Origin of the sequence: Flavobacterium pasteuri, assembly GCF_048286615.1 — a bacterium.
In the GTDB taxonomy this organism is placed as follows: domain Bacteria; phylum Bacteroidota; class Bacteroidia; order Flavobacteriales; family Flavobacteriaceae; genus Flavobacterium.
The window spans coordinates 93,969-116,464 of sequence record NZ_JBLVPN010000009.1 but is presented as its reverse complement, the minus strand read 5'-3'; the positions used below and the strand labels follow the sequence as shown (position 1 = coordinate 116,464).

Below are 22,496 nucleotides of genomic sequence, written 5' to 3'. Positions count from 1 at the left end.
ATAAAAAATAATACATCGAAAAGCGGTAAATCGCTCCTGATTGCTTCGTTCATCGTAATGACAATTGGATTAAAATAAATAAAAATGAAAAGAAGAGAATTTATAGAAAAAACAGCTGCCGGTTCAGCTTTACTAAGTTTAGGTTTATCATTAAGCAGCTTTGAATCTTCACAGAAAAAACATCTTACTATTTTACATACAAATGATGTACACAGTTACATTGATCCTTTTCCTGCAGATCATCCCAGAAATGCAAATATGGGTGGCGTGGCGCGAAGAGCAGCCTTAATTGAAACAATTCGAAAAGAGAATCCAAATGTATTATTACTGGATGCGGGCGATATTTTTCAGGGAACACCTTATTTTAATTATTATGGTGGAGAACTAGAATTCAAGTTAATGAGCATGATGCAATATGATGCTTCTACGATAGGAAATCACGATTTTGATAACGGTGTTGAAGGTTTGCATGCGCAAATACCACATGCTAAATTTGAGTTCCTATCTGCCAACTACGATTTTAAAAACACCGTGATGGATGGTTTTGTAAAACCGTATAAAATATTCAACAAAAATGGCATCAAAGTGGGTGTTTTTGGACTTGGAATAGAGCTTGAAGGATTAGTTGATAAAGGAATGTACAAAGAAACCCTTTACAACAATCCAGTTGAAACGGCTCACGATATGGTTCGAATTTTAAAGAAAGAACAAAAGTGTGATTTAGTGATTTGTTTGTCTCATTTAGGCTATAAATACAGAGATGAACCTAATAAAATATGCGATTTGAAGTTAGCGGAACTAACGCAAGACATCGATTTGATTATTGGCGGACATACACACACTTTTCTTGAGAAACCTACTGTTGTAATGAACCTTGCAGGTAAAGAAGTTCTAGTAAATCAAGTGGGGTGTTATGGTATAAATCTAGGAAGAATTGATTTTTATCTGGATAACGAGAAAGCTAGGGCATTTGAAGGGAAATCGATTATTGTATAACAGTAATCTATTCTTTTTTTGCATTTATCGTTTCTGCATCAATCACAAATCTATAAAAACAATAATAACTTGTGACATACAAAATCATTGCCAGTGGTCTGAAATATGTGGGTGGCAGATTAGACAAAAAGCATTTTTCAATAAAAACTGTAAAATACAGCGCTGTTGATAATAATCCTAAAATAGCCAGCCAGGGTGAATTAACACTGTCGTTCTTGAAATAATTAGGCAAAATAAGATCCGTAAGAATCGATATTAAAATATTTTGAGATACCAAAGGATAATAACTGCCTTTTGGAATTTCATCCGAAATAGAAATCAAATAGGAAAAATAAAAACAAAAGGAATTATTGCTACCAGTATTGGTTCAAAATCTTTAATGTTATTCTATTTTATAATATGTAAGTAAAATTCGATGCGTAAAAACACCTATTAAACCTAAAATTTAAAAAAACTGATTGAAAAAGAATGAAAATACTGGTAAGGAGTAAAAAATATGGACAAATAAAAAAGCACTCTTCTCTCCTTGGATACAACCCAATAAAGATCAATTAGCAGTATGGCTAGCATAGGTCTAAATGCAAACAGAATCACTTTGAATGAAAACAATTCAGCCACAACTTCAATAATTAAAAAAGAAAAGAGCAAACCAAGGATTGCATTTTCCTTTAAAAAATTATACTTTTTAATCAGTAGCTGCATTAGCGTTATTAATTAGATTCATAAAATCATCTTCGGAAATTATTGCTATGTTCAACTTGGATGCCTTATCTAATTTTGCAGGTCCCATATTATCTCCTGCAACAACATAATCCGTTTTTGCCGAAATAGAACTTCCCACTTTTCCTCCGTTATCTTCGATTGCCTTTTTCAAATCATTTCTTGAAAACTTCTCAAAGACACCTGAAACAACAAATATTTTTCCAGAAAGTTTATCCGTAGCATTTGGGTTTATCTTTTCAACAATTTCAAATTTAACACCAAAACTTTTTAATCTTTCAATTATAATTCTATTTTCTTGATTTTCGAAAAAGTCAATTACACTTTGCGCAATTCGTTCTCCAATTTCGTCCACCAAAATCAAATCCATCAATGTAGCCTGACGCAATGCATCAATACTTTTATAATGTTTGGCTAGTTTTTTGGCTACGGTCTCACCTACATATCGAATTCCAATAGCGAACAAAACGCGCTCAAAAGGAATATTTTTTGAATTCTCAACACCTTTCAACAAATTTTCAGCAGATTTTTGAGCCATTCGCTCCAAAGGAAGAATTTGATCCACAGTCAGTTCATATAAATCGGCATAATTATGAACCAATCCATTATTGAAAAGCAAAGCAACAGTTTCGCCTCCTAAACCTTCAATATCCATTGCTTTTCGAGAAATATAATGCTGAATCCTTCCTATAATCTGCGGTGGACAACCATAAAAATTAGGACAATAATGATTTGCTTCGCCTTCGGTTCTCACTAATGCCATATTACATTCCGGGCAATGCGTGATGTATTTTGTTGGTTCTGTATTTTCTGGACGCTTACTCAAATCAACAGCAATAATCTTAGGGATTATCTCCCCTCCTTTTTCTACAAAAACAGTATCTCCTACACGAATATCTAATTTCTCAATTTGATCAGCATTATGTAAGGAAGCTCGTTTCACAATGGTTCCTGCTACTTGTATCGGTTCTAAGTTGGCCACAGGAGTAATGGAACCCGTTCGTCCTACTTGATACGAAATTGAATTTAATCGTGTTGGAACTTGTTCTGATTTGAATTTATAAGCAATTGCCCAACGCGGAGATTTGGCTGTAAAGCCCAATTCATCCTGATAGTGGAAAGAATTTACTTTAACCACAACTCCATCCGTTTCATACGGAAGGTTATGTCTATGAATGTCCCAATAATCTATAAACTCGAAAACTTCGGTTAAATTACTGGCTAATTTTGCTTCTTTTGGCACTTTGAAACCCCAATTTCTTGCCGTTTTCAATCCTTCAAACTGTGATTTAAAAGGAAGATTATTTCCAATTAAAAAATACAACAAGCAATCCAAAGGTCTTTTTGCAACTTCAGCACTATCCTGTAATTTTAAACTTCCCGAAGCAGTATTTCTGGGATTTGAATACGGTAATTCTCCAATTTCGATTAAATCCTGATTCATTTTTTCGAAACCGGCAAAAGGCAAAATAATCTCCCCACGCACATCAAATGCAGCAGGAAAATCCCCTTTTAATTGTAACGGAATGGATTTTATAGTTTTGATATTATTAGTCACATCGTCTCCTTGAAAACCATCTCCACGCGTAACAGCGCGCTTTAGTTTTCCGTTTTCATAAGTAATGCTGATGGATGCGCCATCGTATTTTAGTTCACAAGTATATTCTAATGGAACATCTCCTAAAACTTTTTGAACCCGTTTTTCCCAATCCATTAATTCTTCCTTGGAATACGAATTATCCAATGAGTACATTCGGTATTCATGCGGTACCGTTTGGAAGTTTTTCGTTATACTTCCTCCTACACGTTGGGTAGGTGAATTTTCGTCAAAATATTCCGGATATTGATTTTCTAAATCCTGAAGTTGTTTTAATTTAACATCAAATTCAAAATCAGAAATTGTGGGTGTATCTAACACATAATAATTATAATTGTGCTGATTTAATTCTTCCCTTAATTTTTGAATCGTATTTTGAATATCCATAGAAAATAAAAATTGGCTATTTTAGTTTTGAAAAAGTGTACTAAAATAACCAATTAAAAATAAATAGCAATACAATTAGGATGCTATAATAGCATTTATTTGCTGGTATAAAAGGCCGTCGCTTAAAAACGAACCTTGTTGTATCAATTCAAAAATAGAAGTGTTACGCTCATCCGTAAACTCTTTTTTTCCTACTTTCATTTCAATAGTATCTGTAAACATATTATCGCTAAGCCATTGCAATCCATCTTTAGTTAAAAAATCCACTTCAGGAACCAATGATTTCAAAACTATAGATTGAACATGGGTATCAAAACAATGAAAAAGGAAAATATGATTTTTAGAAAAATGTTCTAAATACGTTGCTTTCGAAAGAACTCCTTCCCAAATTAAATCAGAAAAAACATCTAATTCTTGTTCGGCAACTTCTGGTTTTTCAACTTTTATTTTATCCCACTCTGCTTTATCAATTGCTTGAGTTGCTAAAAAAGTACTGAATTCATGATTCAATTCTTCAAATTGTTCTTTTGTTAATCTTGAATATTTCATTATTGTATTTTAATATTTAACTTTTGTCTTAAGTCTCTTTTGAAATTTTTAAATCAAAAAAAAAAAAAGCCCTCTCAAATGAGAGGGCAAATTTAATCTATTTTTATCTTTTTTTAGAAAATATATCTCACTCCAAACTGTGCTTGCCATCTTGATAATAAACTTGCATCATAACTAAAAGTTTTAGTCTGATTGCCGTTAAAAGTATACGTTGGAACTTTGTTCACAACGTTTACACCAATTGGTTGAACGCTGTTAGGTTGTTGAATTAAACCCCAATCAGAATTTAGTAAATTTCCAAGATTTAAGACATCTAGACTCAATTGAATCGTATTCACTTTTTTAGAAGCACCAACTTTAAAGTTATAATCTTGTAGCACTTTAAAATCCCATTTTCCTCTCCACGGCGCTAAGGCTCCATAACGTTCTGCATATTGACCTCTTCGTCCACTTAAATAATTGTCTTGATTGATATATTTATCCAATGCCGCACCTTGACCAGCACCAGAAAAAGTCATAGTAGCAATTTCAGCAGTTGTTGGAATATAAATTAAGTCATTTCCAAATGCACCATCATTATTAATATCTCCACCATATGTGTAGTTAAAACGCCCTCCTTGAGCATACTCAAAGAAAGTTGACACTGTTGTTGCCCACTTATCATCAGTTCCATATTTCCATTTTTTAGACCCTACACCAATAAAACGGTGCGTATCTCCATATTTAGAGTTAGAAAGTTGATCGTTATTTACATTTCCTAATGCAGGATTAAAATTAAAAGCATCTCCAGTAATCTCAGCTTCTATTGAATTAACATCCATTGATTTCAAATAATTATAAGCAACACTTGCAAACAATCCATTATCAAACGTTTTTTGAAGTTTTACCGATGTGTTAAATGCACTTCCTTTATTAGAATTAGTCAATACATAAGCGTGAGAATCCGCTGGAAAACCAAAATCAGTCCAAACCCCTTTATCAGCTGCGGCATAAACTGGTCTATTATCCGCACCTACTAAATTAGTAGTTGGTGTTTTCAATCCCCAATCCTGAACATGCACAGCGTTTAAATCTTTATTATAGGACATATCAACAGTCAATATATAATTTCCTTTAAATTTATGATCTAAGCCTAGACTTGTTCGCCAAACTTGAGGAAATTTAAAATCAGTATCAACAACTTGATAGAAGAATGGATCAATTCCACTTACTTGATTTCCTATCCATACAAATGGAAGTCGTCCTGTAAAAATTCCAGTTCCACCGCGTAATTGAGTTGCTTTTTCACCATTAATATCCCAGTTAAAACCAACTCTTGGAGACCACAATAAAGCATTTCCTGGTAATACAGTCGAATTTAGATTTACAGTACTTCCGTCTTTAGGATCATAATAGTTGATTCCTGGTAAATATCCTTCTGAATTATCTGTGTCAATAAATTTTTGAATATTTTCTGCAGTGTTAAAATACAAAGGCTTATCAGCTCTTAATCCATAAATTAGTTTAAAATTATCAGTGATATTCCATTCATCTTGTACGTAAAATGCCAATTGACCAACAGTAGTTTCTGATAAATTCCAACCTCCATCAGTTCCTGCTTCTAATTTGTTTTTTGCATCAAAAGTGTTTTGGGCATTTGCAAAAGCAGTTGCATAATATCCATTGTTTACATTAGAGGTAAATCCAGCTAAATCAACACTTCCAAAAACATCAAAACCATAACCCTTTAAATTGAATGAATTTTTGAAAATGAATTTTTCAAAAGAAAAACCAGCAGTAAAGGTATGATTTCCTCTTACAATATTCATATTGTCAGTAATTTGCAATACTTTTTGATCTAATCGGTTATTGATAGAAAATGGTTCGTGTCCAGCAATAATATAAGGTGAACCATCTTTTGTTATACTAATAACTGGAGCAGGAGCAGAAAAAGGATTTCTAAAATCATTAAAATGAGTATAACCAACTTGCAATTTATTAGAAATTGTTTCAGCAAATTTAGAATTCAATTCAACTAAAAATGAACTAATTTGGTTATTAATTTGATATCCAGAATTTTCAAATTGCATTGTATTATTATCTGGTCCTCTTCGACGAATAGCTGTAGGATGCGCAGGTTTGTCTTTAGAAGCATCAAGGAAATTATAAATAACAGCTAATTTGTGATCGTCATTAATATTCCAATCAAACTTTACAATTCCTTTATTTGAATTTGAGTAATGAGTGAAACCTTGATAAGAACCTGAATTATAACCCAATTTTCCTAATTCAGTAGAAACATACATTAAATCTGTTGCTAATACTCTAGATTCATTTACACCTGTTGTACTATTGCCATCATTTGCTACAACATTTGATCCTGAATCACTACGTTTATCGATTTCAAAATTTGTAAAAAAGAATAATTTATTTTTAACAATTGGTCCACCAATACTAAAACCAGCTTGATTTTGTTCTAGCGAAGGAACAAAGATTTTTTCTCCTTTTATTTTGTTTCCGGTCATATCTTGGTTTCTAAAAAAACCGTAGGCGGTACCATGAAATTCGTTTGTTCCTGACTTCGTAACTGCATTTACTGAAGCTCCAGTAAAACCAGATAAAGTAACATCATAAGGAGCTGTTGCAACTTGGATTTGCTCAATTGCGTCTAATGAAATTGGCTGAGCTCCAGTTTGTCCTCCAGGAGTTGCAGCATCTAACCCAAAAGGATTATTAAACACTGCTCCGTTTAAAGAGAAATTATTGAACTTGTCATTTCTACCACCAAAAGAACCACCACTTGCAGTAGGCTCTAGTCTGGTAAAATCTGAAGCTGATCTTGATATTGACGGCAATGTAGTCAATTCCCTACGGCCTACAGTTGTTTCGGCACCAGTTCTTCCACTAGAAAAAACCTTGTTCTTTGCACCAGTAACTTTCACTTCATCTAATTTCTGACTTTCATCTTTCAAAAGAACATCTAAACTAAAAACTTTCCCTAAATCAAGATAAACATCATTGAAATCTTCGCTTTGATAACCTACAAAAGTTACTACAATTTTGTAAGGACCACCAATTCTCATATTCAACATACTAAACCTTCCGTCTTCATTGGACAAAGCGGAATACTTAGATCCTGTAGGGGTATGAATAGCTAAAATAGTTGCTGCTGGAAGTGTTTCACCTGCTGTAGTTTTTACAATTCCTTTAATACTTGATGTTGTAGTTTGTCCAAACATGGCAACAGAACTACAAAAAATCAGAAGTAATGTAATAATTTTTTTCATACGCTTAATTGTGTGTTATTTGTGGCACAAAATTAAGCAAAAAAAAATCACTCCTAAGAGTGATTTTTATATTTTATTAACAAAATGTTAATGAAATGTTATTTTTCAGCAACAATTTCGTAATCTAATTCAACGATAACATCTCTGTGTAAACGAACACTAGCAGTATATTTACCAGTACGTTTAACGATTCCACTAGTAATGAATTTTCTTTCGATTTGTTGTCCACCTTTAGCTAAAGATTCAGCGATATCAATATTCGTTATTGATCCGAATAATTTTTCACCACCTGCTTTTGCAAAAATTTTAATTTCGATAGCTTTCAAAGCTTCAGCTAATGCTTTTGCATCTGCTACAACTTTGGCCTCTTTGTGCGCTCTTTGTTTTAGATTTTCAGCTAATACTTTCTTCGCAGAAGAAGTTGCTAAATGTGCGTGACCTTGAGGAATCAAAAAGTTACGACCGTAACCATTTTTTACCGTTACAATATCATCTTTAAATCCTAAATTTTGAACGTCTTGTCTTAATATAAGTTCCATGTTGTTGTCCTTTATTATAGAAGTTAGGTTTCATGTTTCAGAAAACCAACAACTGAGTTAGATTATTATTTTAGTAAATCCGCCACATATGGCATTAAAGCTAAGTGACGTGCTCTTTTTACAGCAACTGAAACTTTTCTTTGGTATTTTAATGAAGTTCCTGTTAAACGACGAGGAAGTATTTTTCCTTGCTCATTAACAAATTTCAATAAGAAATCAGCATCTTTATAATCAATATATTTGATACCTGATTTTTTGAAACGACAATACTTTTTAGTTTTGTTAGTTTCTATATTTAAAGGAGTAAGATATCTGATATCTCCGTCTTTTTTTCCTGAAGCCGATTGTTGTAATGTTGCCATGATAATTAAGCTTTTGTAGATTTTAATTTAGTTCTTCTTCTTTCAGCCCAAGAAATAGCGTGTTTGTCAAGACTTACAGTCAAGAAACGCATTACTCTTTCGTCACGTCTAAATTCAGTTTCAAAAGCAATAAGAACTTCTCCTGCTACTTTGAATTCGAATAAATGGTAAAAACCACTTTTTTTGTTTTGAATTTCGTAAGCCATTTTTTTAAGGCCCCAGTCTTCTTTCGACACCATTTCTGCTCCTCTAGTAGTAAGAAAATCTTCAAATTTGCTTACTGTTTCCTTCACCTGAACTTCAGATAAAACGGGATTTAAAATGAAAACAGTTTCATAATGATTCATAAATATATATTTATATGTTAATTTGGGTGCAAAAGTAATCAATTAATCTGATTAAACAAGTCATATTTCATTTTATTCGACATATGGTAAAAAAAATCCGCTCAATTAGTTTTAAAAAAAAAAAAACAATATATTTACTCTGCCAAATCTCAAATTCTAAATTATGAAACTAAACTGTGTTGTAGTAGATGATAGTTCTATACAAAGAATGATCATTGCAAAGTTAGTTAATAATCATCAAAATTTACACTTAATTGGTGATTTTTCTAATGCAATCGAAGCTAGAAGTTGTATGTCCATACACAATGTGGACCTTATCTTCTTAGATATTGAAATGCCGGTAATTAGCGGCTTTGATTTTTTGGATGGTTTAAAAGTAAAACCTCAAATTATTTTCATAACTTCAAAGGCTGAGTATGCTATGAAAGCGTTTGATTATGATGCTACGGACTACCTTCAAAAACCAATTGCAATCGACAGGTTTAACGCTTCGGTAAAAAGAGCAATTGACTTACATCTACTTAAAAAAGAAAATAAAGAAGAAGAAGGAGAACATATTTTCATTAAAAGTAATTTGAAAAAATTGAAAATATTTACTTCCAAAATAAAATGGATTGAAGCTTTTGGTGATTATGTTAGAGTAGTTACTGAAGAAGACAGCAATCTAGTACTTTCTACCATGAAAGCTTTTGAAAATGATTTATCAAAAGAGAAATTTGTACGCGTACACAAATCCTACATTATCAACATTGATAAAGTAGAACGTTTCAACAGTAAATTTGCTGAAATTGGAGTAACTAAAATTCCTTTGAGCAGACACAAAAAAGAAGATTTAGTAAAAGCACTTGCCTTTTCATAGGCAACTAAATTTTAATAAAAATCGACGTTAGACGTAACTTTTATAGCTCTGTATTGAGCAACAGCTTCAAAACTATTCAACATTTTTTGAATAGTTTTTTTTGTGTTTGCAATTGATGTATTTTGAGGAATCTTAATTATAATTGTACGTATATATTCATTCCTAATTCTGCTGATCGCAGGTTCTTCGGGTCCCAACACCGGCATATTCAGGTTCTGACTCATCACTTGATACAACCACATCGAACCTTCTTTTAATTTATCAAAATCACGCTGTTTCAAAGTAAGTTTTACAATCCTGAAATACGGTGGGTATTTATATATCTGACGATCATACAATTGTTCATTATACATACCAAAATAATCATTATTGGTTACTTGCTGTATTGTATTATGATTTGGATTATAGGTCTGAATGATAACTTTACCTTGCTTCTCTGAACGTCCAGCCCTTCCTGCAACTTGAGTCATCATTTGAAAACTTCTCTCGAAAGCCCTAAAATCAGGATGATACAACATAGTATCCGCATTCATGATTCCTACCAGACTCACGTTATCAAAGTCCAAACCTTTGGCCAACATCTGAGTTCCTACTAAAATATCCATTTCTCTATTTTTGAAACTATCGATAATTTTTTCGAATCCAAATTTTCCCCGAGTCGTATCCTGATCCATTCTTCCAATTTTTGAATTTGGAAAAATAGACACTAACTCTTGTTCAATTTGTTCGGTTCCAAAACCTTTTGTAGTCAAATCAACACTGGAACAGGAATGACAATGTGTCGGTTTTGCCAATGTATATCCACAATAATGACAACGCAACTGGTTTTTATGTTTATGATAGGTTAAGCTCACATCACACTGCTGACATTGCGGTACGTGACCGCAGGTGATACATTCTATTACAGGAGAATATCCACGTCTGTTTTGGAATAAAATAACCTGCTCACCTAATGATAAAGCGATATTGATTTCGGCAATCAAAACATCACTAAAATGTCCGGTCATCTTTTTACGAAAGTACTTATCTTTCAAATCTACCAATTCAATATTTGGCATCATGACATTTCCAAATCGTTCCGAAATCTCAACCAGTCCAAATTTATCAGATTTAGCATTGAAATACGTTTCAATACTTGGCGTAGCTGAACCCAAAAGTACTTTTGCTTTATGCGAGTGAGCCAAAACTATGGCCGCATCGCGAGCATGATAACGCGGTGCAGGATCTACTTGCTTAAAAGTCTGTTCGTGTTCTTCATCTACAATTATGAATCCCAAGTTATAGAATGGTAAAAACAAGGATGACCTGGCTCCTATCACCACTTGTGCTTTCTCTGAATTTATCAAAACTTGATTCCAAACTTCGATGCGTTCATTATTATTATATTTCGAATGAAAAACAGCTACTTTATTACCAAAATAAGTTCGCAATCTACCAACCAATTGAGTAGTCAAAGCAATTTCCGGCAATAAATACAAGATTTGTTTTCCAGTTTCTAAATATTCTTCGATAAGCTTAATATAAATTTCTGTTTTTCCGCTCGAAGTGACACCGTGCAATAAACACACTTCTTTTTGAATGAAACTCTCTTTTATTTCCTCAAAAGCTTTTTGCTGAGCTGAACTCAACTGCAATTGATCCTCGCGTATTTTCCCTGTGAAATTTACTCGGTCTTCCTGAAGAAAATAATCTTCGAATATCTCTCTTTCTATTAATGCCTTAACAATTGCCGAAGAAGAATTGGCCGTTTCTACCAGTTTTTTTACGGCAATTGGCTTCTTCTCCACAGCACTTAATTGAAAATAATTCAATATGATTTCTCTTTGCTTGTTGGCACTTTTGAGCGTTTCGAGTAATTTGCTCAACCCATCGTTTGATTCATATTTAGGATGCAAACGAACATAACGGACTAACTTCGGTTTGTAGGTTTCCTGTATTTCTTCCTGAAGCACTAATATGTTTTTGTCAATCAATTTTTGAATAACAGGAAAGATATTCTTCTTGTTCAAAATAGACATTATGTCCTGCACTTTCAAAGAATTTTGCTGCTGCAAAGCTTCGTAAACCAGAAATTCATCATCCGAAAGTAGACTTGTATCAACAATCAAATCCGTTTTTTGAGAAATAACGGTTTCGCTTTCCAGCAAAAGCGCACTTGGCATGGCACCACGATACACATCACCAATGGCGCACATATAATAGGAAGCAATCCATTGCCAGTGTGCAATTTGGATTTCAGTTACAATGGGTTTTTCATCCAGAATTTGATGAATTTCCTTTGCTTCATATAAAGTGGGTTTGTTTTGATGGATTTCAATTACTAATGCCGTGTAAATTTTACTTTTTCCAAAAGGAACTGCCAACCGCATCCCAATTTTTATATAATGGAACTCCGCTTCAGAGACGCTATAGGTAAAGGTTTTGGCTAGAGAAAGTGGTAAAATTACTTCGACGAAATGCATTTCTATTTTATTATGAGTTTTGAGTTATGCTAATTCTTTACTTTGAACTCATAACTCACAATTTAAAATTATTTTACTCTATTCCAGGTTTGTGTTCTTCCAAATAATGCTACGCCGATATATCCGCGAACTTTTAATTTGTCATTTCCTTCAAGAGCCAAAAAGCATTTGTACAATTTTCCAGATGTTGGGTCAAGAATTTTTCCAGAGTTGTATTCATTACCATCTTTTGTAAGTCCTTTAATTATAACAAGACCTAGAACTGGTTTATTTTTTTCATCACCTGAACAATTTACACACAAGCTTTTTTTCTTTTCAGCATCTAAAATGTCGATGATTTTTCCATAAATTTTTCCGGAACGCTCATAGATTTCCACAATTGATTTGGCTTTTCCAGTTTGATCATCAATAGTCTTCCATTTCCCGATAACGGTATGATTTTGACCATAGAAAACCATCGAAATAAATAATGCGAGTATTGTTATGCTTTTTTTCATTTTAGTATTTTTTTTTAGCCTTTATAGCAGTAAAAACCTTTTTTTGTTCCTTTAACGAGAAAAAAAAATTGATTTAAAAATTATTCTTTTTTTGCTTTCAATTTATTTACTGTTGCATTCAATTCGAAACCCAACAGCAATATCATGCAGTTAATCCAAATGTAAAACATCAATATCAATAATGTTCCTATCGACCCATATAGTTCGTTGTATTTAGAAAACTTTATGACCCATATCCCAAAAGCATACGAATCCAAAAGAATCAATATGGTAGTAAACACGGAACCTATTGATATAAATGCTCTGTTTTTGTCATGTTTTGTACCAAACTTAAAAAGTATAGATGTTGTTCCTAAAATCATTAAAACAACAAATGCATATCTTCCCAAAACAATTAACGCAATTTGATCACTCAGTATTGTTTTTTGAATAAAAACTTCAAAAACTACTATTGTTGCAACGGTCACAATCAATAAAAAAGACAATAATAAGGACATTCCCAAAGCAACTATATATTGCCTGATAAATCCTCTTTTTATGAGAACATGACGGGAAGATTCAAATCCTCCAAGGATTCCATTCAACCCGTTTGCCATCAACAAAATCGACAATAAAAACCCATAAGACACTAATCCTGAGTGACTATTATTAAGAATATCATTGATGATTTTATAAATAGCATCATACGTATTAGGCGGTACTCCTTCCTTAACAAACAGTAAAAAATCATCCTGAAAACCCTCAATAGGAATGTACGGAATAAGGTTTAATATGAATAAAGCAAAAGGAAATAATGCCATAAAGAAACTAAATGCAATCGCACTGGCATGATACGTTAATGCGCTTTCGACAATTCCTAACCCGTATAATTCCAACAAGTCATATAACGACAATCCTTGTAACCAAGGAAGCTTGATTTTTTTTAGCACATTAACCAGATTCCGTAGTATGGGAATTCTTTGTAATTTTACTTCTATTTCTTTACTCATATCGCTTTTAAGCTCAAATCCATGTTGTAAATAGAATGTGTCAAGGCTCCTGATGAAATATAATCTACGCCACATTCTGCATAATGCCGGATAGTGTTTTCATTGATATTTCCCGAAGATTCTGTTTGGCATTTATCACCAATCAAAGCTACTGCTTTTTTAGTATCGTCATAATTAAAATTGTCTATTAAAATTCTAAAAACACCTTCACTTTCCAGTATTTCTTTTATTTCATCCAGATTTCTGGCTTCAACAATAATTTTTAAATCCAGATTATTTTCTTTTAAGAAAGCTTTGGTTTTGGCTATAGCCAAAGTAATTCCGCCAGCAAAATCATTATGATTGTCTTTGAGCATAATCATATCATACAAAGCAAAACGATGGTTTTCGCCTCCGCCTATTTTTACAGCCCATTTCTCACAAGCTCTGAATCCTGGCGTGGTTTTACGCGTATCGAGGATTTTAGTGTTTGTTCCTTCTAATAAACGAACGTATTCTTTGGTTTTAGTGGCAATCGCTGACATTCTTTGCATTGAATTCAAGACTACACGTTCCGATTTCAAAATAGATTGTGAACTTCCCGAAACATGAAAAACAACATCCCCTTTTTTTACTGGAGTTCCATCCTCGATAAAAGTTTCTAGTTGTAAATTAGGATCTACATAATCAAAAATCATTTTGGCGAAAGCCACACCTGCAATTATACCATCTTCTTTTACGAGTAACTTCGCTTTTCCAGTTGCAGTGGTTGGAATACAAGCCAAAGAACTATAGTCGCCCGGACCTACATCTTCCCGAATGGCATTTTGTATCAGTATGTCTAACTCGTTTTTAAACTGTATATCACTAATCATTTTATAGGAAATTTATGGAATGCTAAAGTAAGTTTTATTTCGTGGATTTGAAAATATGTATACAGGGTTCTTTGAAAAAAAAAGATAAACTAATTTGTTTTAATAAAGTATTATATCCTAATTAGCATAAGTATACCATTCTTTTTTAGCGATACCATTATCTAATTTGTTAATTTCATCCAATAAAATCAATTATTTTATACTGTGCTGTATTATTTAAAATCTTATATTTGGTGTAGTAACTAAAAAACTGATTATGAAATCTTTTTTAAGCCTTCTTTTTGTATCCACGATACTATTGACCTCTTGCAAAAAAGAAGTTGAACCACAAAACAATGCAACTCCTACAAATGTAGTTCCCTTTACTGAAGTTGGTAAACAAATGAAGACTGAAGCTTCAACAGCAAGTCAGGTTCAACAAACTACCAATATTGTAAATCCAAATAATGCTGTAGCAGCCGGAATGAATCCAGCACATGGTGAGCCATCGCATCGTTGTGATATTCCCGTAGGTGCTCCATTGAATTCTCCACAAGCCTCAACTGCAAATAAACCTCTAGTTCAGCAAAAAAATCAACCAGTTACAATATCAACACCTGTTGCAACAACAACACCTGTAGCAACAACACCAACTCCTGAAGGAATGAACCCGCCACATGGTCAAACGAATCACCGATGTGATATTGCCGTTGGTGCAGCACTGCCTAAATCATGATTGAATTAATTATCAAAATAAAACTGGCGTAAATTCTAAAGAGTTTACGCCAGTTTTAGTTTCTTGAATTAATCTATTTTAAAAATAGAACAAGAACTTTTCTAGAAAGAAATAATTTACAAACCCCACAACAATGAATGCCATAAAAATTTTTGGTTTTAATTTAGAAAGCAATATCGCAAATTGGAAAGTTGTAAATGATGCTGTGATGGGCGTAATCTCCAAAAGTAAATTCTATCTTAATCCAAATGGAGATGGGGCTTTTGAGGGCAAAGTTTCTTTAGAAAATAATGGCGGATTTTGTGCTGTAAAATATACTTTTGAATCATTAATTATAAAAAGCAATACACATTTTTGTATTCGGATTAAAGGAGACGGTAAACAATATCAATTTAGAGTAAAGACCAATCGAACTGATTCACATTCGTATGTATTCCCTTTTCAAACCACCACAGATTGGCAAACAATTGAAATTCCAATAACCGAATTGTATCCCGCTTTTAGAGGACAAAAATTAAATCTGCCTAATTATAATGGTTCTAATTTAGAAGAAATCACTTTCCTGATAGGTAATAAAAAAGAAGAAACATTTCGATTGCTAATTAATAGCATTGAGGTAAAATAAATATTATTAAAGCTTTTTTTTTATAAACTTAAAGTCAGATTGTTAATTTCTACCAAAGAAAAAGACAAATTGAAACTGTTAATTTCTCTATCTTTGCGCCTCTGAAATCCAACAAAAATGAACATCAAATTGATTGCTATCGGTAAAACTGATAACAAAGCCTTACAATCTTTAATAGACGATTATACCAAACGTTTATCTTTTTACATCAAGTTTGATTTAGATATTATTCCTGATATCAAGAACGTGAAAAACTTATCAGAAAGTCAACAAAAAGAAAAAGAAGGCGAATTGATTTTGGCTAAAATTACGCCTACGGACCAACTTATTTTGTTGGACGAAAACGGAAAAAACTTTTCCAGTGTAGGCTTTTCAGAAGAATTACAAAAAAAAATGAACTCTGGAGTAAAAACTTTGGTTTTTGTAATTGGTGGTCCTTATGGTTTTTCAGAAACGGTTTATGCCAAAGCGCAAGGAAAAATATCGCTGTCTTTAATGACATTTTCCCATCAAATGGTGCGGTTGTTTTTTATTGAACAATTGTATCGCGGCTTCACAATTTTAAGAAATGAACCGTATCATCATCAGTAATTATTTCGATTAAAGTATACTTTCTTTTAAGTTTAGTAAACAAAAACTTCCTGTTTTATATCAAATTCAGACGATGGCAATTGTAAACTATTAATGAAAATTTTGTTCTGAATGTAACTTCCAAAATTTAAATTTTTATCAAAACAAAAAACATACTGATTTGAAGTGTTACTTGTCAATTTATTCAAATAAGTTTGCAATTCTTCTCTTTTAATCACAACATTATCTACTAAAATTTCATGGTTTTTGGTAAAAAAAATCACGAATTCTGACTTTGGTTTTTCCAATTTATAATACACATATGTAAAAGGAATAAAGGCCAGGTTTTTTCCAATCGTATCTGCGTAGGAATAATAATTTTCGGCCTTTTCATTCTTGTGTGCTTTTTCTTCTCGCTTTTTTTGTTGCAACTTCATGATTTCCGGAATGGCAAGTCGTAACGGCAAACGTTTGTCTACATTTAGAATCCAATTGGTCGAAATAATACTGTTTTTCCGGTTTACTTCTGCCAGCGTATCCTTCCCTTTTGTTCTGAAAAAAATATAGATTGGCGAAAGATCATCTACATTTTTGACACTTGTTGTATCAGCTTTTGGTAACAAAATATCTTCTTTGTTTCCACAGCAAAAAAAAGTAAAAAGAACAATCAGCGTAAAATATTTCATGATTATAAATTGATTTTATTAAATAATGTAACGCATTCCATGGCTTCTTTTACATCGTGAACACGGAGGATTTTAGCCCCTTTGGTCATTGCCAAAGTATTCAAAACCGTAGTTCCGTTTAACGAATTTTCAATTGTGGTTTCGAGCGTTTTATAAATCATTGATTTTCTGGAAATCCCAACAAGAAGTGGTAACTCCATGATGTTAAACAATTCCATTTTTTGAAAAACTTCATAATTTTGAGTTATTGTTTTGGCAAAGCCAAAGCCCGGATCAACAATCAAATCATTAATTCCAAAACTTCTGGCAACAGCTACTTTTTCAGAAAAATAGAACAATATTTCTTTTAGAATATCATCATACTCCGTAAGTGTTTGCATCGTTTGCGGATTGCCACGCATGTGCATCATAATATAAGGAACATTGTATTTTGCAATAATTTCAAACATTTTATCATCCAGATTTCCAGCTGCAATATCATTGATAATGGCCGCGCCGCTTTCAATCGAAGCTTTGGCCACCTGACTTCTAAAGGTATCAATCGAAATTATCGTTTCTGAAAAATGTTTTAGAATCAAATTTACAACAGGAACAATTCTGGAAATTTCTTCTTGTTCCGAGACAAATTCTGCATTTGGTTTACTTGAATAAGCGCCAATATCGATAAAAGTTGCGCCATCAAGCAACATTTTTTCGACTTGAGAAAGTATTTCAGTTTCATTTTTATACTTTCCACCATCGAAAAAAGAGTTGGGCGTCACATTCAAAATCCCCATTACTTTGGGAGTTGATAAGTTAACAAGTAATCCTTTGCAGTTAATAGTCATTCGTTTACAGTTTTAAAGACTTCAAAATTCGACATTCAAAAAAATTATCTTATTTTTGAAAAAATTTCAAGACAAATATACACCAATAATGAAGAATACTTCAAAGGAATATGATACGGTGATTGCGACTTGTCGTGCGCTGTATATCAACAAAATGAAAGATTACGGATGTGCTTGGCGCATTTTACGATTGCCTTCATTGACAGATCAAATCTATATTAAAGCCCAAAGAATTAGAAGCTTACAAGAAAACGAAGTTCGCAAAATTGATGAAGATGAAACTGGCGAATTCATCGGGATTATCAATTATTCGATTATGGCTTTGATTCAATTGGAATTAGGCGTTGTGGATCAACCCGATTTAGACGTTGCTAAAGCCACTGAATTATACGATGCTAAAGTCAAACTGACCAAAGATTTAATGGAAGACAAAAATCATGATTATGGGGAAGCTTGGCGCGAAATGCGTGTGAGTTCACTGACTGATTTGATTTTACAGAAACTACTTCGTGTCAAACAAATTGAAGACAATAAAGGAAAAACATTAGTTTCTGAAGGGATCGATGCTAATTATCAGGATATGATAAATTACTCCGTTTTTGCTTTGATTCTAATGGGTTTTGGAAATAAATAACAAAAAGCTATCACAAAAAATGAAAAATGTAATTACTCAATTTTCTCGAATTTTCGTTGGAATCCTATTTATTATCTCCGGTTTAATCAAACTAAATGACCCTATTGGTTTCTCCTATAAATTAGCTGAATATTTCAGTGAACCTGTTTTCAACATGCCGTTTTTTGTTCCATTTGCACTAGGAATTGCTTTGTTTTTAGTAATTATTGAAGTGGTTCTGGGTATTATGTTGCTTATTGGTTACAAAACCAAATTCACTATTTGGAGCTTATTAATCCTGATTGTACTATTTACTTTCCTGACTTTTTATTCCGCTTATTTTAATGTAGTAAAGGATTGCGGTTGTTTTGGAGACGCTTTAAAACTAACTCCTTGGCAATCGTTTACGAAAGATATTGTTTTACTTTTCTTTATTCTGATATTATTTTTCAATCAAAAATTAGTAAAACCTTTGTTTACCAATAATGTACAAAACATAGTTATTTACGCCAGTATCGTTCTGTCATCATTGCTGGGAGTTTGGGTTTTAAACCATTTGCCAATAATCGATTTCAGACCATATAAAGTTGGTAATAATATCCAAAAAGGAATGCGAATTCCTGACGGAGCAGAAAAATCTGTGGTGGAAATGGTATTTATTTACAAAGTAGGTGGTGTCGACAAAGAGTTTACTGAAAAAGATTTGATGTCAATTCCTGAAGGCGCAGTATTTGTAGACCGAAAAGACAAAGTTATCACAGAAGGTTACGTTCCTCCTATTCATGATTTTACAATGGAAAAAGACGGATCTGATTATAAAGAAGAATTTTTAGAAGCACCAAAATTGATGTTGATAACTGCTTATGATTTAACAAAAGCGGATCACAGTGGAATGGCAAAATTAGAAAAACTGAATCAATATGCTAAAGCAAAAGGATATCAGGTGACTGCAATGACAGCTTCTTCACCAGAAGAAATAGCTGCTGCAAAAAAACAATTCGGACTGACATTTGACTTCTATTTTTGTGATGCCATAACGGTAAAAACGATTGAAAGAGCCAATCCAAGTATCGTACTAATTGAAAAAGGAACAATAAAACAAAAAGTTCATCATAACGATATTGCGGATTTAAAATTCTAAATAAACCATAAAAACTATAAAGTCGTAAAGTCCGAAACAGGAAACTTTACGGCTTTTTTTTTGAAAAGTATGGCAAGTGCTATTCCTAAAAAACCACTAAATCAAAATCATTCAATTATTTTTAAACTACAACGATATTGCTTTGTCATTTTCGAATAATGCTTTCAAAATTTCTTATTCTGTATAACGCATTCAAATTGTTTGATTAACTTTGTTTAAAACTATACTATAATGAAAAAAATAATAGCACTACTACTTGCGTTTGCCACCTTCTCTTGCACATCTACTGCGCAAAAAACTAAGTTCTCAAAAGAAGCTTTATCTGAAACCCTTTTAGCCACTGATGGAAGTCAAGTTGCTTTTAAGGACATTTTACAAAAATACAAAGGAAAAACCCTGGTAATAGAAGTTTGGGCTTCCTGGTGTGGGGATTGTGTGAAAGCAATGCCAAAACTAAAAGAATTACAAGCTAACAATCCTGACGTCGCTTACCTATTTATTTCAATGGATAAAACTGCCGATAAATGGAAAGCTGGAATCGAAAAACACGAATTAAAAGGAGATCATTTCATGGCAAATGACCAAATGAAAGGGGTATTTGCAAAAGCCGTTGATGTGGATTGGATTCCAAGATACATCATTGTTGATAAAAATGGAAAAATTGTTTTATACCGCGCCATAGAAACTGATTTTGATAAAATCAATGAAACACTTAAAAATTTAAAATAAAATATTGTAATCTTTAATTTCAATATTGAAAAAAATAACCAAAAACTAAATATAATACAACTAAAATGAGAAAGAAGATTGTTGCCGGAAACTGGAAAATGCATAAAAATGCAGAACAAACTGAAGATTTATTGAATGAATTAATAGCAAAAATACCAACTGACGCAAAAGCACAAGTAATTGTTGCTCCCACATTTGTAAACTTGGCTTCTGCTGTTGACCATTTGGAGTTTACTTCTATTGATGTTGCTGCACAAAACGTACATCAAGCAGAAAGTGGTGCTTTTACAGGCGAAATTTCAGCTGATATGTTAAAAAGTGTTGGTGTAGATATTGTAATTCTGGGACATTCAGAACGAAGAGCTATTTTTCATGAAACGGATGCTTTGATTGCTAATAAAGTAAATACAGCCTTAGAGCATGATATGATGGTTATTTTTTGCTTCGGAGAAGAATTAAAAGACCGTCAATCAAAAAATCATTTTAATGTGGTAGAAAACCAATTGCGTGATGGTTTATTTCATATTAAATCTAAAGATTGGGACAACATAGTTTTGGCCTATGAGCCAGTTTGGGCAATTGGAACTGGAGAAACTGCTTCTCCGGAACAAGCACAAGAAATGCATGAATTCATCAGAGAAACAGTTCTTAAAGCCTTTGGAAGTGAAATCGCTGAAAACGTTTCTATCCTTTACGGAGGAAGTGTAAAACCTGAAAATGCTAAAGAAATATTCTCAAAACCTGATGTAGACGGAGGTCTTATTGGTGGTGCTGCACTAAAAGCAGATGATTTTGTAGCAATTGTGAATGCTATCTAAATTTCATATTTAAACTTCATAAAAAAAGCGGTGATTCATTTCACCGCTTTTTTTTTAAATTCCTATTTCTACCTGAAAACGTAAATACCAATTGTTCTTGGTACTTCCGTCGAAATAATTTAAAGTATCAAAAGTCAATTCGCTTTGTAATTTAAAAGTATGTTCCCAAATATATTTAGTTAAACCAACAGTATATTGTTTAGAATTTGGAGCCAAAGTTCTAATATCCTCTCCTACTTTTTGAGTCGAATACCTCCCGATAATTTCATAGTTTGAAGGAAAATTATAACTCAACTGATGATCAAATCCGTTACCTACATAAGCATAATTAGATTGTAAAATGTCGTCTGGGTTTACAGTAATAGCATTACTAGAAGTTGTTCTCGACATGTAACTTGACATTGCTGCCCAGCCATTATATTTCAGCATAGCATCAAGCATCACTGATTTCATTGTACGGGCTTCGAATAAATCATTACCTAATTGTCCTTGTGTTCTTTTAGCATGATTATTTTGCTGAAAAGCTCCTGAAAGCATCAGTTTTGGCTTTTTTTCTCTTACAATATCCCCTTCAAAATAGGTCCCGTCCCTAGAAAAAGCTCCAAATGGCAACAGCTCCACTTTACCGGTTACGGCAACTCCTGCATCTGCATTTCCTGTTATATTACGTCCTTCACCTGTTGATACAGCAGTTTTTAAATTATAGGAAAATTTATCTTTAAACTCGTTCATGTTATGCACTTGAAAACCAAAATCCCTGTCTATTGTAAATCGGGCATTATTAATCGATCTATCGGTTAGCTGTAATCCGCCTGAAGAATTTACACGCTGACGGTTTCCCGGTAATTTTGTTTGCCCAAAACTGATATTCCAGTTTTTATTTGGTCTGTAAAAAACAACCGCATCACGAATAATATTAATATTTTCTCCTTCTTGAATTTCTCCCACATCGCCCGGGGCAAATGATAATTGGACTGCATATAAAAACTTTGGACTTCCTACATATCCATCAAATCGCAAACGCAAACGTCTGATTTGACCATCATAAACCCCATCTTCACTCCCATTTTCGGAATATGTAACCCTGTTTTGCATTCGAAACCTAATATTCAATTGGTATAAACTGTCAGGAGAAGTAATTCCAATCCCTTTACCAAAGCTATAATAAGGAAGCGCAGATAATTTTAGGTCGTTATCTTGTTTATTTTGCTTTATAGTAACTTGAGCATTGCTACCAATACTTAGTAGAAAAACAAAAAATAAAATGATTTTTTTCATTGTACAGTTGTGTATTAATGGTGCAAATGTAAAATAAAAATTGATTTACAAATGCCGTTTAAATAGTGAT

23 protein-coding genes are annotated in these 22,496 nt (G+C 32.8%); 10 read left to right on the top strand and 13 right to left on the bottom strand.

Going from position 1 to position 22,496, the window contains the following annotated elements:
• The first annotated feature begins 84 nt into the window (after positions 1–84).
• Together ACNQF6_RS13700 and ACNQF6_RS13695 are read left to right on the top strand one after the other, a co-directional pair.
• On the top strand, positions 85–996 hold the full coding sequence (locus ACNQF6_RS13700) for a bifunctional metallophosphatase/5'-nucleotidase (protein ID WP_417966473.1): 912 nt from the start codon (positions 85–87) through the stop codon (positions 994–996).
• 71 nt (positions 997–1,067) lie between these two features.
• Positions 1,068–1,220, top strand: coding sequence for a hypothetical protein (locus tag ACNQF6_RS13695; RefSeq protein ID WP_417966472.1), 153 nt, complete (start codon positions 1,068–1,070; stop codon positions 1,218–1,220).
• A gap of 461 nt (positions 1,221–1,681) precedes the next feature.
• On the opposite strand, the gene ligA is transcribed toward ACNQF6_RS13695, so the two are convergent.
• The 6 genes from ligA to rpsF all read right to left on the bottom strand — a co-directional run bounded on the left by ligA (position 1,682) and on the right by rpsF (position 8,763).
• Positions 1,682–3,700, bottom strand: a complete 2,019-nt coding sequence (gene ligA, locus ACNQF6_RS13690) for an NAD-dependent DNA ligase LigA (protein ID WP_417966471.1) — start codon at positions 3,698–3,700, stop codon at positions 1,682–1,684.
• Positions 3,701–3,775: 75 nt separating this feature from the next.
• The gene (locus ACNQF6_RS13685) at positions 3,776–4,249 is read right to left on the bottom strand and encodes a DUF6495 family protein (protein WP_417966470.1); all 474 of its coding nucleotides are present in this window, start codon (positions 4,247–4,249) and stop codon (positions 3,776–3,778) included.
• Between the two features lie 113 nt (positions 4,250–4,362).
• Positions 4,363–7,515, bottom strand: a complete 3,153-nt coding sequence (locus tag ACNQF6_RS13680; RefSeq protein WP_417966468.1) for a TonB-dependent receptor — start codon at positions 7,513–7,515, stop codon at positions 4,363–4,365.
• 98 nt (positions 7,516–7,613) lie between these two features.
• On the bottom strand, positions 7,614–8,054 hold the full coding sequence (gene rplI, locus ACNQF6_RS13675; protein WP_099715089.1) for a 50S ribosomal protein L9: 441 nt from the start codon (positions 8,052–8,054) through the stop codon (positions 7,614–7,616).
• Positions 8,055–8,119: 65 nt separating this feature from the next.
• Positions 8,120–8,416, bottom strand: a complete 297-nt coding sequence (gene rpsR, locus ACNQF6_RS13670) for a 30S ribosomal protein S18 (RefSeq protein WP_007138295.1) — start codon at positions 8,414–8,416, stop codon at positions 8,120–8,122.
• Between the two features lie 5 nt (positions 8,417–8,421).
• Entirely contained in the window at positions 8,422–8,763 is a 342-nt protein-coding gene (gene rpsF / locus ACNQF6_RS13665) for a 30S ribosomal protein S6 (protein WP_417966467.1), read from the bottom strand.
• 163 nt (positions 8,764–8,926) lie between these two features.
• Between rpsF and ACNQF6_RS13660 the strand changes: the two genes are divergently transcribed.
• A complete protein-coding gene (locus tag ACNQF6_RS13660; RefSeq protein ID WP_315210482.1) occupies positions 8,927–9,622 on the top strand; it encodes a LytR/AlgR family response regulator transcription factor in 696 nt (231 codons plus the stop codon).
• An 11-nt stretch (positions 9,623–9,633) separates the two neighbouring features.
• On the opposite strand, the gene priA is transcribed toward ACNQF6_RS13660, so the two are convergent.
• From priA to nadC, 4 genes are all read right to left on the bottom strand, one after another.
• Positions 9,634–12,084, bottom strand: coding sequence for a replication restart helicase PriA (gene priA, locus ACNQF6_RS13655; RefSeq protein ID WP_417966466.1), 2,451 nt, complete (start codon positions 12,082–12,084; stop codon positions 9,634–9,636).
• A gap of 68 nt (positions 12,085–12,152) precedes the next feature.
• The gene (locus ACNQF6_RS13650; RefSeq protein ID WP_417951395.1) at positions 12,153–12,581 is read right to left on the bottom strand and encodes a DUF2147 domain-containing protein; all 429 of its coding nucleotides are present in this window, start codon (positions 12,579–12,581) and stop codon (positions 12,153–12,155) included.
• 80 nt (positions 12,582–12,661) lie between these two features.
• Positions 12,662–13,570 (bottom strand): YihY/virulence factor BrkB family protein, encoded by a 909-nt coding sequence (locus ACNQF6_RS13645; protein WP_315210473.1) that lies wholly within the window; start codon positions 13,568–13,570, stop codon positions 12,662–12,664.
• Positions 13,567–14,424 carry a carboxylating nicotinate-nucleotide diphosphorylase gene (gene nadC / locus ACNQF6_RS13640; protein ID WP_417966465.1) on the bottom strand — a complete coding sequence of 286 codons (858 nt, stop codon included), beginning with the start codon at positions 14,422–14,424 and terminating at the stop codon, positions 13,567–13,569. The genes ACNQF6_RS13645 and nadC overlap by 4 nt, the downstream gene beginning before the upstream one ends.
• 256 nt (positions 14,425–14,680) lie before the next feature.
• Here nadC and ACNQF6_RS13635 point away from each other — a divergent pair, with 256 nt between their 5' ends.
• The 3 genes from ACNQF6_RS13635 (at position 14,681) to rlmH (ending at position 16,355) form a co-directional block, all read left to right on the top strand.
• Positions 14,681–15,139, top strand: a complete 459-nt coding sequence (locus ACNQF6_RS13635) for a hypothetical protein (protein WP_417966464.1) — start codon at positions 14,681–14,683, stop codon at positions 15,137–15,139.
• A 133-nt stretch (positions 15,140–15,272) separates the two neighbouring features.
• Positions 15,273–15,764, top strand: coding sequence for a CIA30 family protein (locus ACNQF6_RS13630; protein ID WP_417966463.1), 492 nt, complete (start codon positions 15,273–15,275; stop codon positions 15,762–15,764).
• Positions 15,765–15,881: 117 nt separating this feature from the next.
• Positions 15,882–16,355, top strand: a complete 474-nt coding sequence (rlmH, locus tag ACNQF6_RS13625) for a 23S rRNA (pseudouridine(1915)-N(3))-methyltransferase RlmH (protein ID WP_039109797.1) — start codon at positions 15,882–15,884, stop codon at positions 16,353–16,355.
• Positions 16,356–16,387: 32 nt separating this feature from the next.
• Here the strand turns inward: rlmH and ACNQF6_RS13620 are convergent, their stop codons facing one another.
• Both ACNQF6_RS13620 and folP read right to left on the bottom strand, forming a co-directional pair.
• The gene (locus ACNQF6_RS13620; RefSeq protein ID WP_417966462.1) at positions 16,388–17,020 is read right to left on the bottom strand and encodes a hypothetical protein; all 633 of its coding nucleotides are present in this window, start codon (positions 17,018–17,020) and stop codon (positions 16,388–16,390) included.
• Positions 17,021–17,022: 2 nt separating this feature from the next.
• Positions 17,023–17,847 (bottom strand): dihydropteroate synthase, encoded by an 825-nt coding sequence (folP, locus tag ACNQF6_RS13615; RefSeq protein WP_417966461.1) that lies wholly within the window; start codon positions 17,845–17,847, stop codon positions 17,023–17,025.
• A gap of 88 nt (positions 17,848–17,935) precedes the next feature.
• Here folP and ACNQF6_RS13610 point away from each other — a divergent pair, with 88 nt between their 5' ends.
• From ACNQF6_RS13610 to tpiA, 4 genes are all read left to right on the top strand, one after another.
• Entirely contained in the window at positions 17,936–18,481 is a 546-nt protein-coding gene (locus ACNQF6_RS13610) for a DUF1599 domain-containing protein (protein WP_417966460.1), read from the top strand.
• Between the two features lie 19 nt (positions 18,482–18,500).
• Entirely contained in the window at positions 18,501–19,601 is a 1,101-nt protein-coding gene (locus ACNQF6_RS13605) for a BT_3928 family protein (protein ID WP_417966459.1), read from the top strand.
• 231 nt (positions 19,602–19,832) lie between these two features.
• Positions 19,833–20,330, top strand: a complete 498-nt coding sequence (locus ACNQF6_RS13600; RefSeq protein WP_417966458.1) for a TlpA family protein disulfide reductase — start codon at positions 19,833–19,835, stop codon at positions 20,328–20,330.
• Between the two features lie 65 nt (positions 20,331–20,395).
• Positions 20,396–21,148, top strand: a complete 753-nt coding sequence (tpiA, locus tag ACNQF6_RS13595) for a triose-phosphate isomerase (protein ID WP_417966457.1) — start codon at positions 20,396–20,398, stop codon at positions 21,146–21,148.
• 54 nt (positions 21,149–21,202) lie between these two features.
• On the opposite strand, the gene ACNQF6_RS13590 is transcribed toward tpiA, so the two are convergent.
• Positions 21,203–22,426 carry a porin gene (locus ACNQF6_RS13590; protein ID WP_417966456.1) on the bottom strand — a complete coding sequence of 408 codons (1,224 nt, stop codon included), beginning with the start codon at positions 22,424–22,426 and terminating at the stop codon, positions 21,203–21,205.
• Positions 22,427–22,496 lie beyond the last annotated feature (70 nt).

Coding starts and splice junctions, on each gene's coding strand:
- rplI (WP_099715089.1), bottom strand. CDS start 8,054: ATGGAACTTATATTAAGACAAGACGTTCAAAATTTAGGATTTAAAGAT.
- nadC (WP_417966465.1), bottom strand. CDS start 14,424: ATGATTAGTGATATACAGTTTAAAAACGAGTTAGACATACTGATACAA.
- ACNQF6_RS13610 (WP_417966460.1), top strand. CDS start 17,936: ATGAAGAATACTTCAAAGGAATATGATACGGTGATTGCGACTTGTCGT.
- priA (WP_417966466.1), bottom strand. CDS start 12,084: ATGCATTTCGTCGAAGTAATTTTACCACTTTCTCTAGCCAAAACCTTT.
- ACNQF6_RS13605 (WP_417966459.1), top strand. CDS start 18,501: ATGAAAAATGTAATTACTCAATTTTCTCGAATTTTCGTTGGAATCCTA.
- ACNQF6_RS13635 (WP_417966464.1), top strand. CDS start 14,681: ATGAAATCTTTTTTAAGCCTTCTTTTTGTATCCACGATACTATTGACC.
- ACNQF6_RS13660 (WP_315210482.1), top strand. CDS start 8,927: ATGAAACTAAACTGTGTTGTAGTAGATGATAGTTCTATACAAAGAATG.
- folP (WP_417966461.1), bottom strand. CDS start 17,847: ATGACTATTAACTGCAAAGGATTACTTGTTAACTTATCAACTCCCAAA.
- ACNQF6_RS13630 (WP_417966463.1), top strand. CDS start 15,273: ATGAATGCCATAAAAATTTTTGGTTTTAATTTAGAAAGCAATATCGCA.
- ACNQF6_RS13680 (WP_417966468.1), bottom strand. CDS start 7,515: ATGAAAAAAATTATTACATTACTTCTGATTTTTTGTAGTTCTGTTGCC.
- rpsR (WP_007138295.1), bottom strand. CDS start 8,416: ATGGCAACATTACAACAATCGGCTTCAGGAAAAAAAGACGGAGATATC.
- ACNQF6_RS13685 (WP_417966470.1), bottom strand. CDS start 4,249: ATGAAATATTCAAGATTAACAAAAGAACAATTTGAAGAATTGAATCAT.
- ACNQF6_RS13620 (WP_417966462.1), bottom strand. CDS start 17,020: ATGAAATATTTTACGCTGATTGTTCTTTTTACTTTTTTTTGCTGTGGA.
- ACNQF6_RS13650 (WP_417951395.1), bottom strand. CDS start 12,581: ATGAAAAAAAGCATAACAATACTCGCATTATTTATTTCGATGGTTTTC.
- ACNQF6_RS13590 (WP_417966456.1), bottom strand. CDS start 22,426: ATGAAAAAAATCATTTTATTTTTTGTTTTTCTACTAAGTATTGGTAGC.
- rpsF (WP_417966467.1), bottom strand. CDS start 8,763: ATGAATCATTATGAAACTGTTTTCATTTTAAATCCCGTTTTATCTGAA.
- tpiA (WP_417966457.1), top strand. CDS start 20,396: ATGAGAAAGAAGATTGTTGCCGGAAACTGGAAAATGCATAAAAATGCA.
- ACNQF6_RS13600 (WP_417966458.1), top strand. CDS start 19,833: ATGAAAAAAATAATAGCACTACTACTTGCGTTTGCCACCTTCTCTTGC.
- ACNQF6_RS13700 (WP_417966473.1), top strand. CDS start 85: ATGAAAAGAAGAGAATTTATAGAAAAAACAGCTGCCGGTTCAGCTTTA.
- ACNQF6_RS13645 (WP_315210473.1), bottom strand. CDS start 13,570: ATGAGTAAAGAAATAGAAGTAAAATTACAAAGAATTCCCATACTACGG.
- ligA (WP_417966471.1), bottom strand. CDS start 3,700: ATGGATATTCAAAATACGATTCAAAAATTAAGGGAAGAATTAAATCAG.
- rlmH (WP_039109797.1), top strand. CDS start 15,882: ATGAACATCAAATTGATTGCTATCGGTAAAACTGATAACAAAGCCTTA.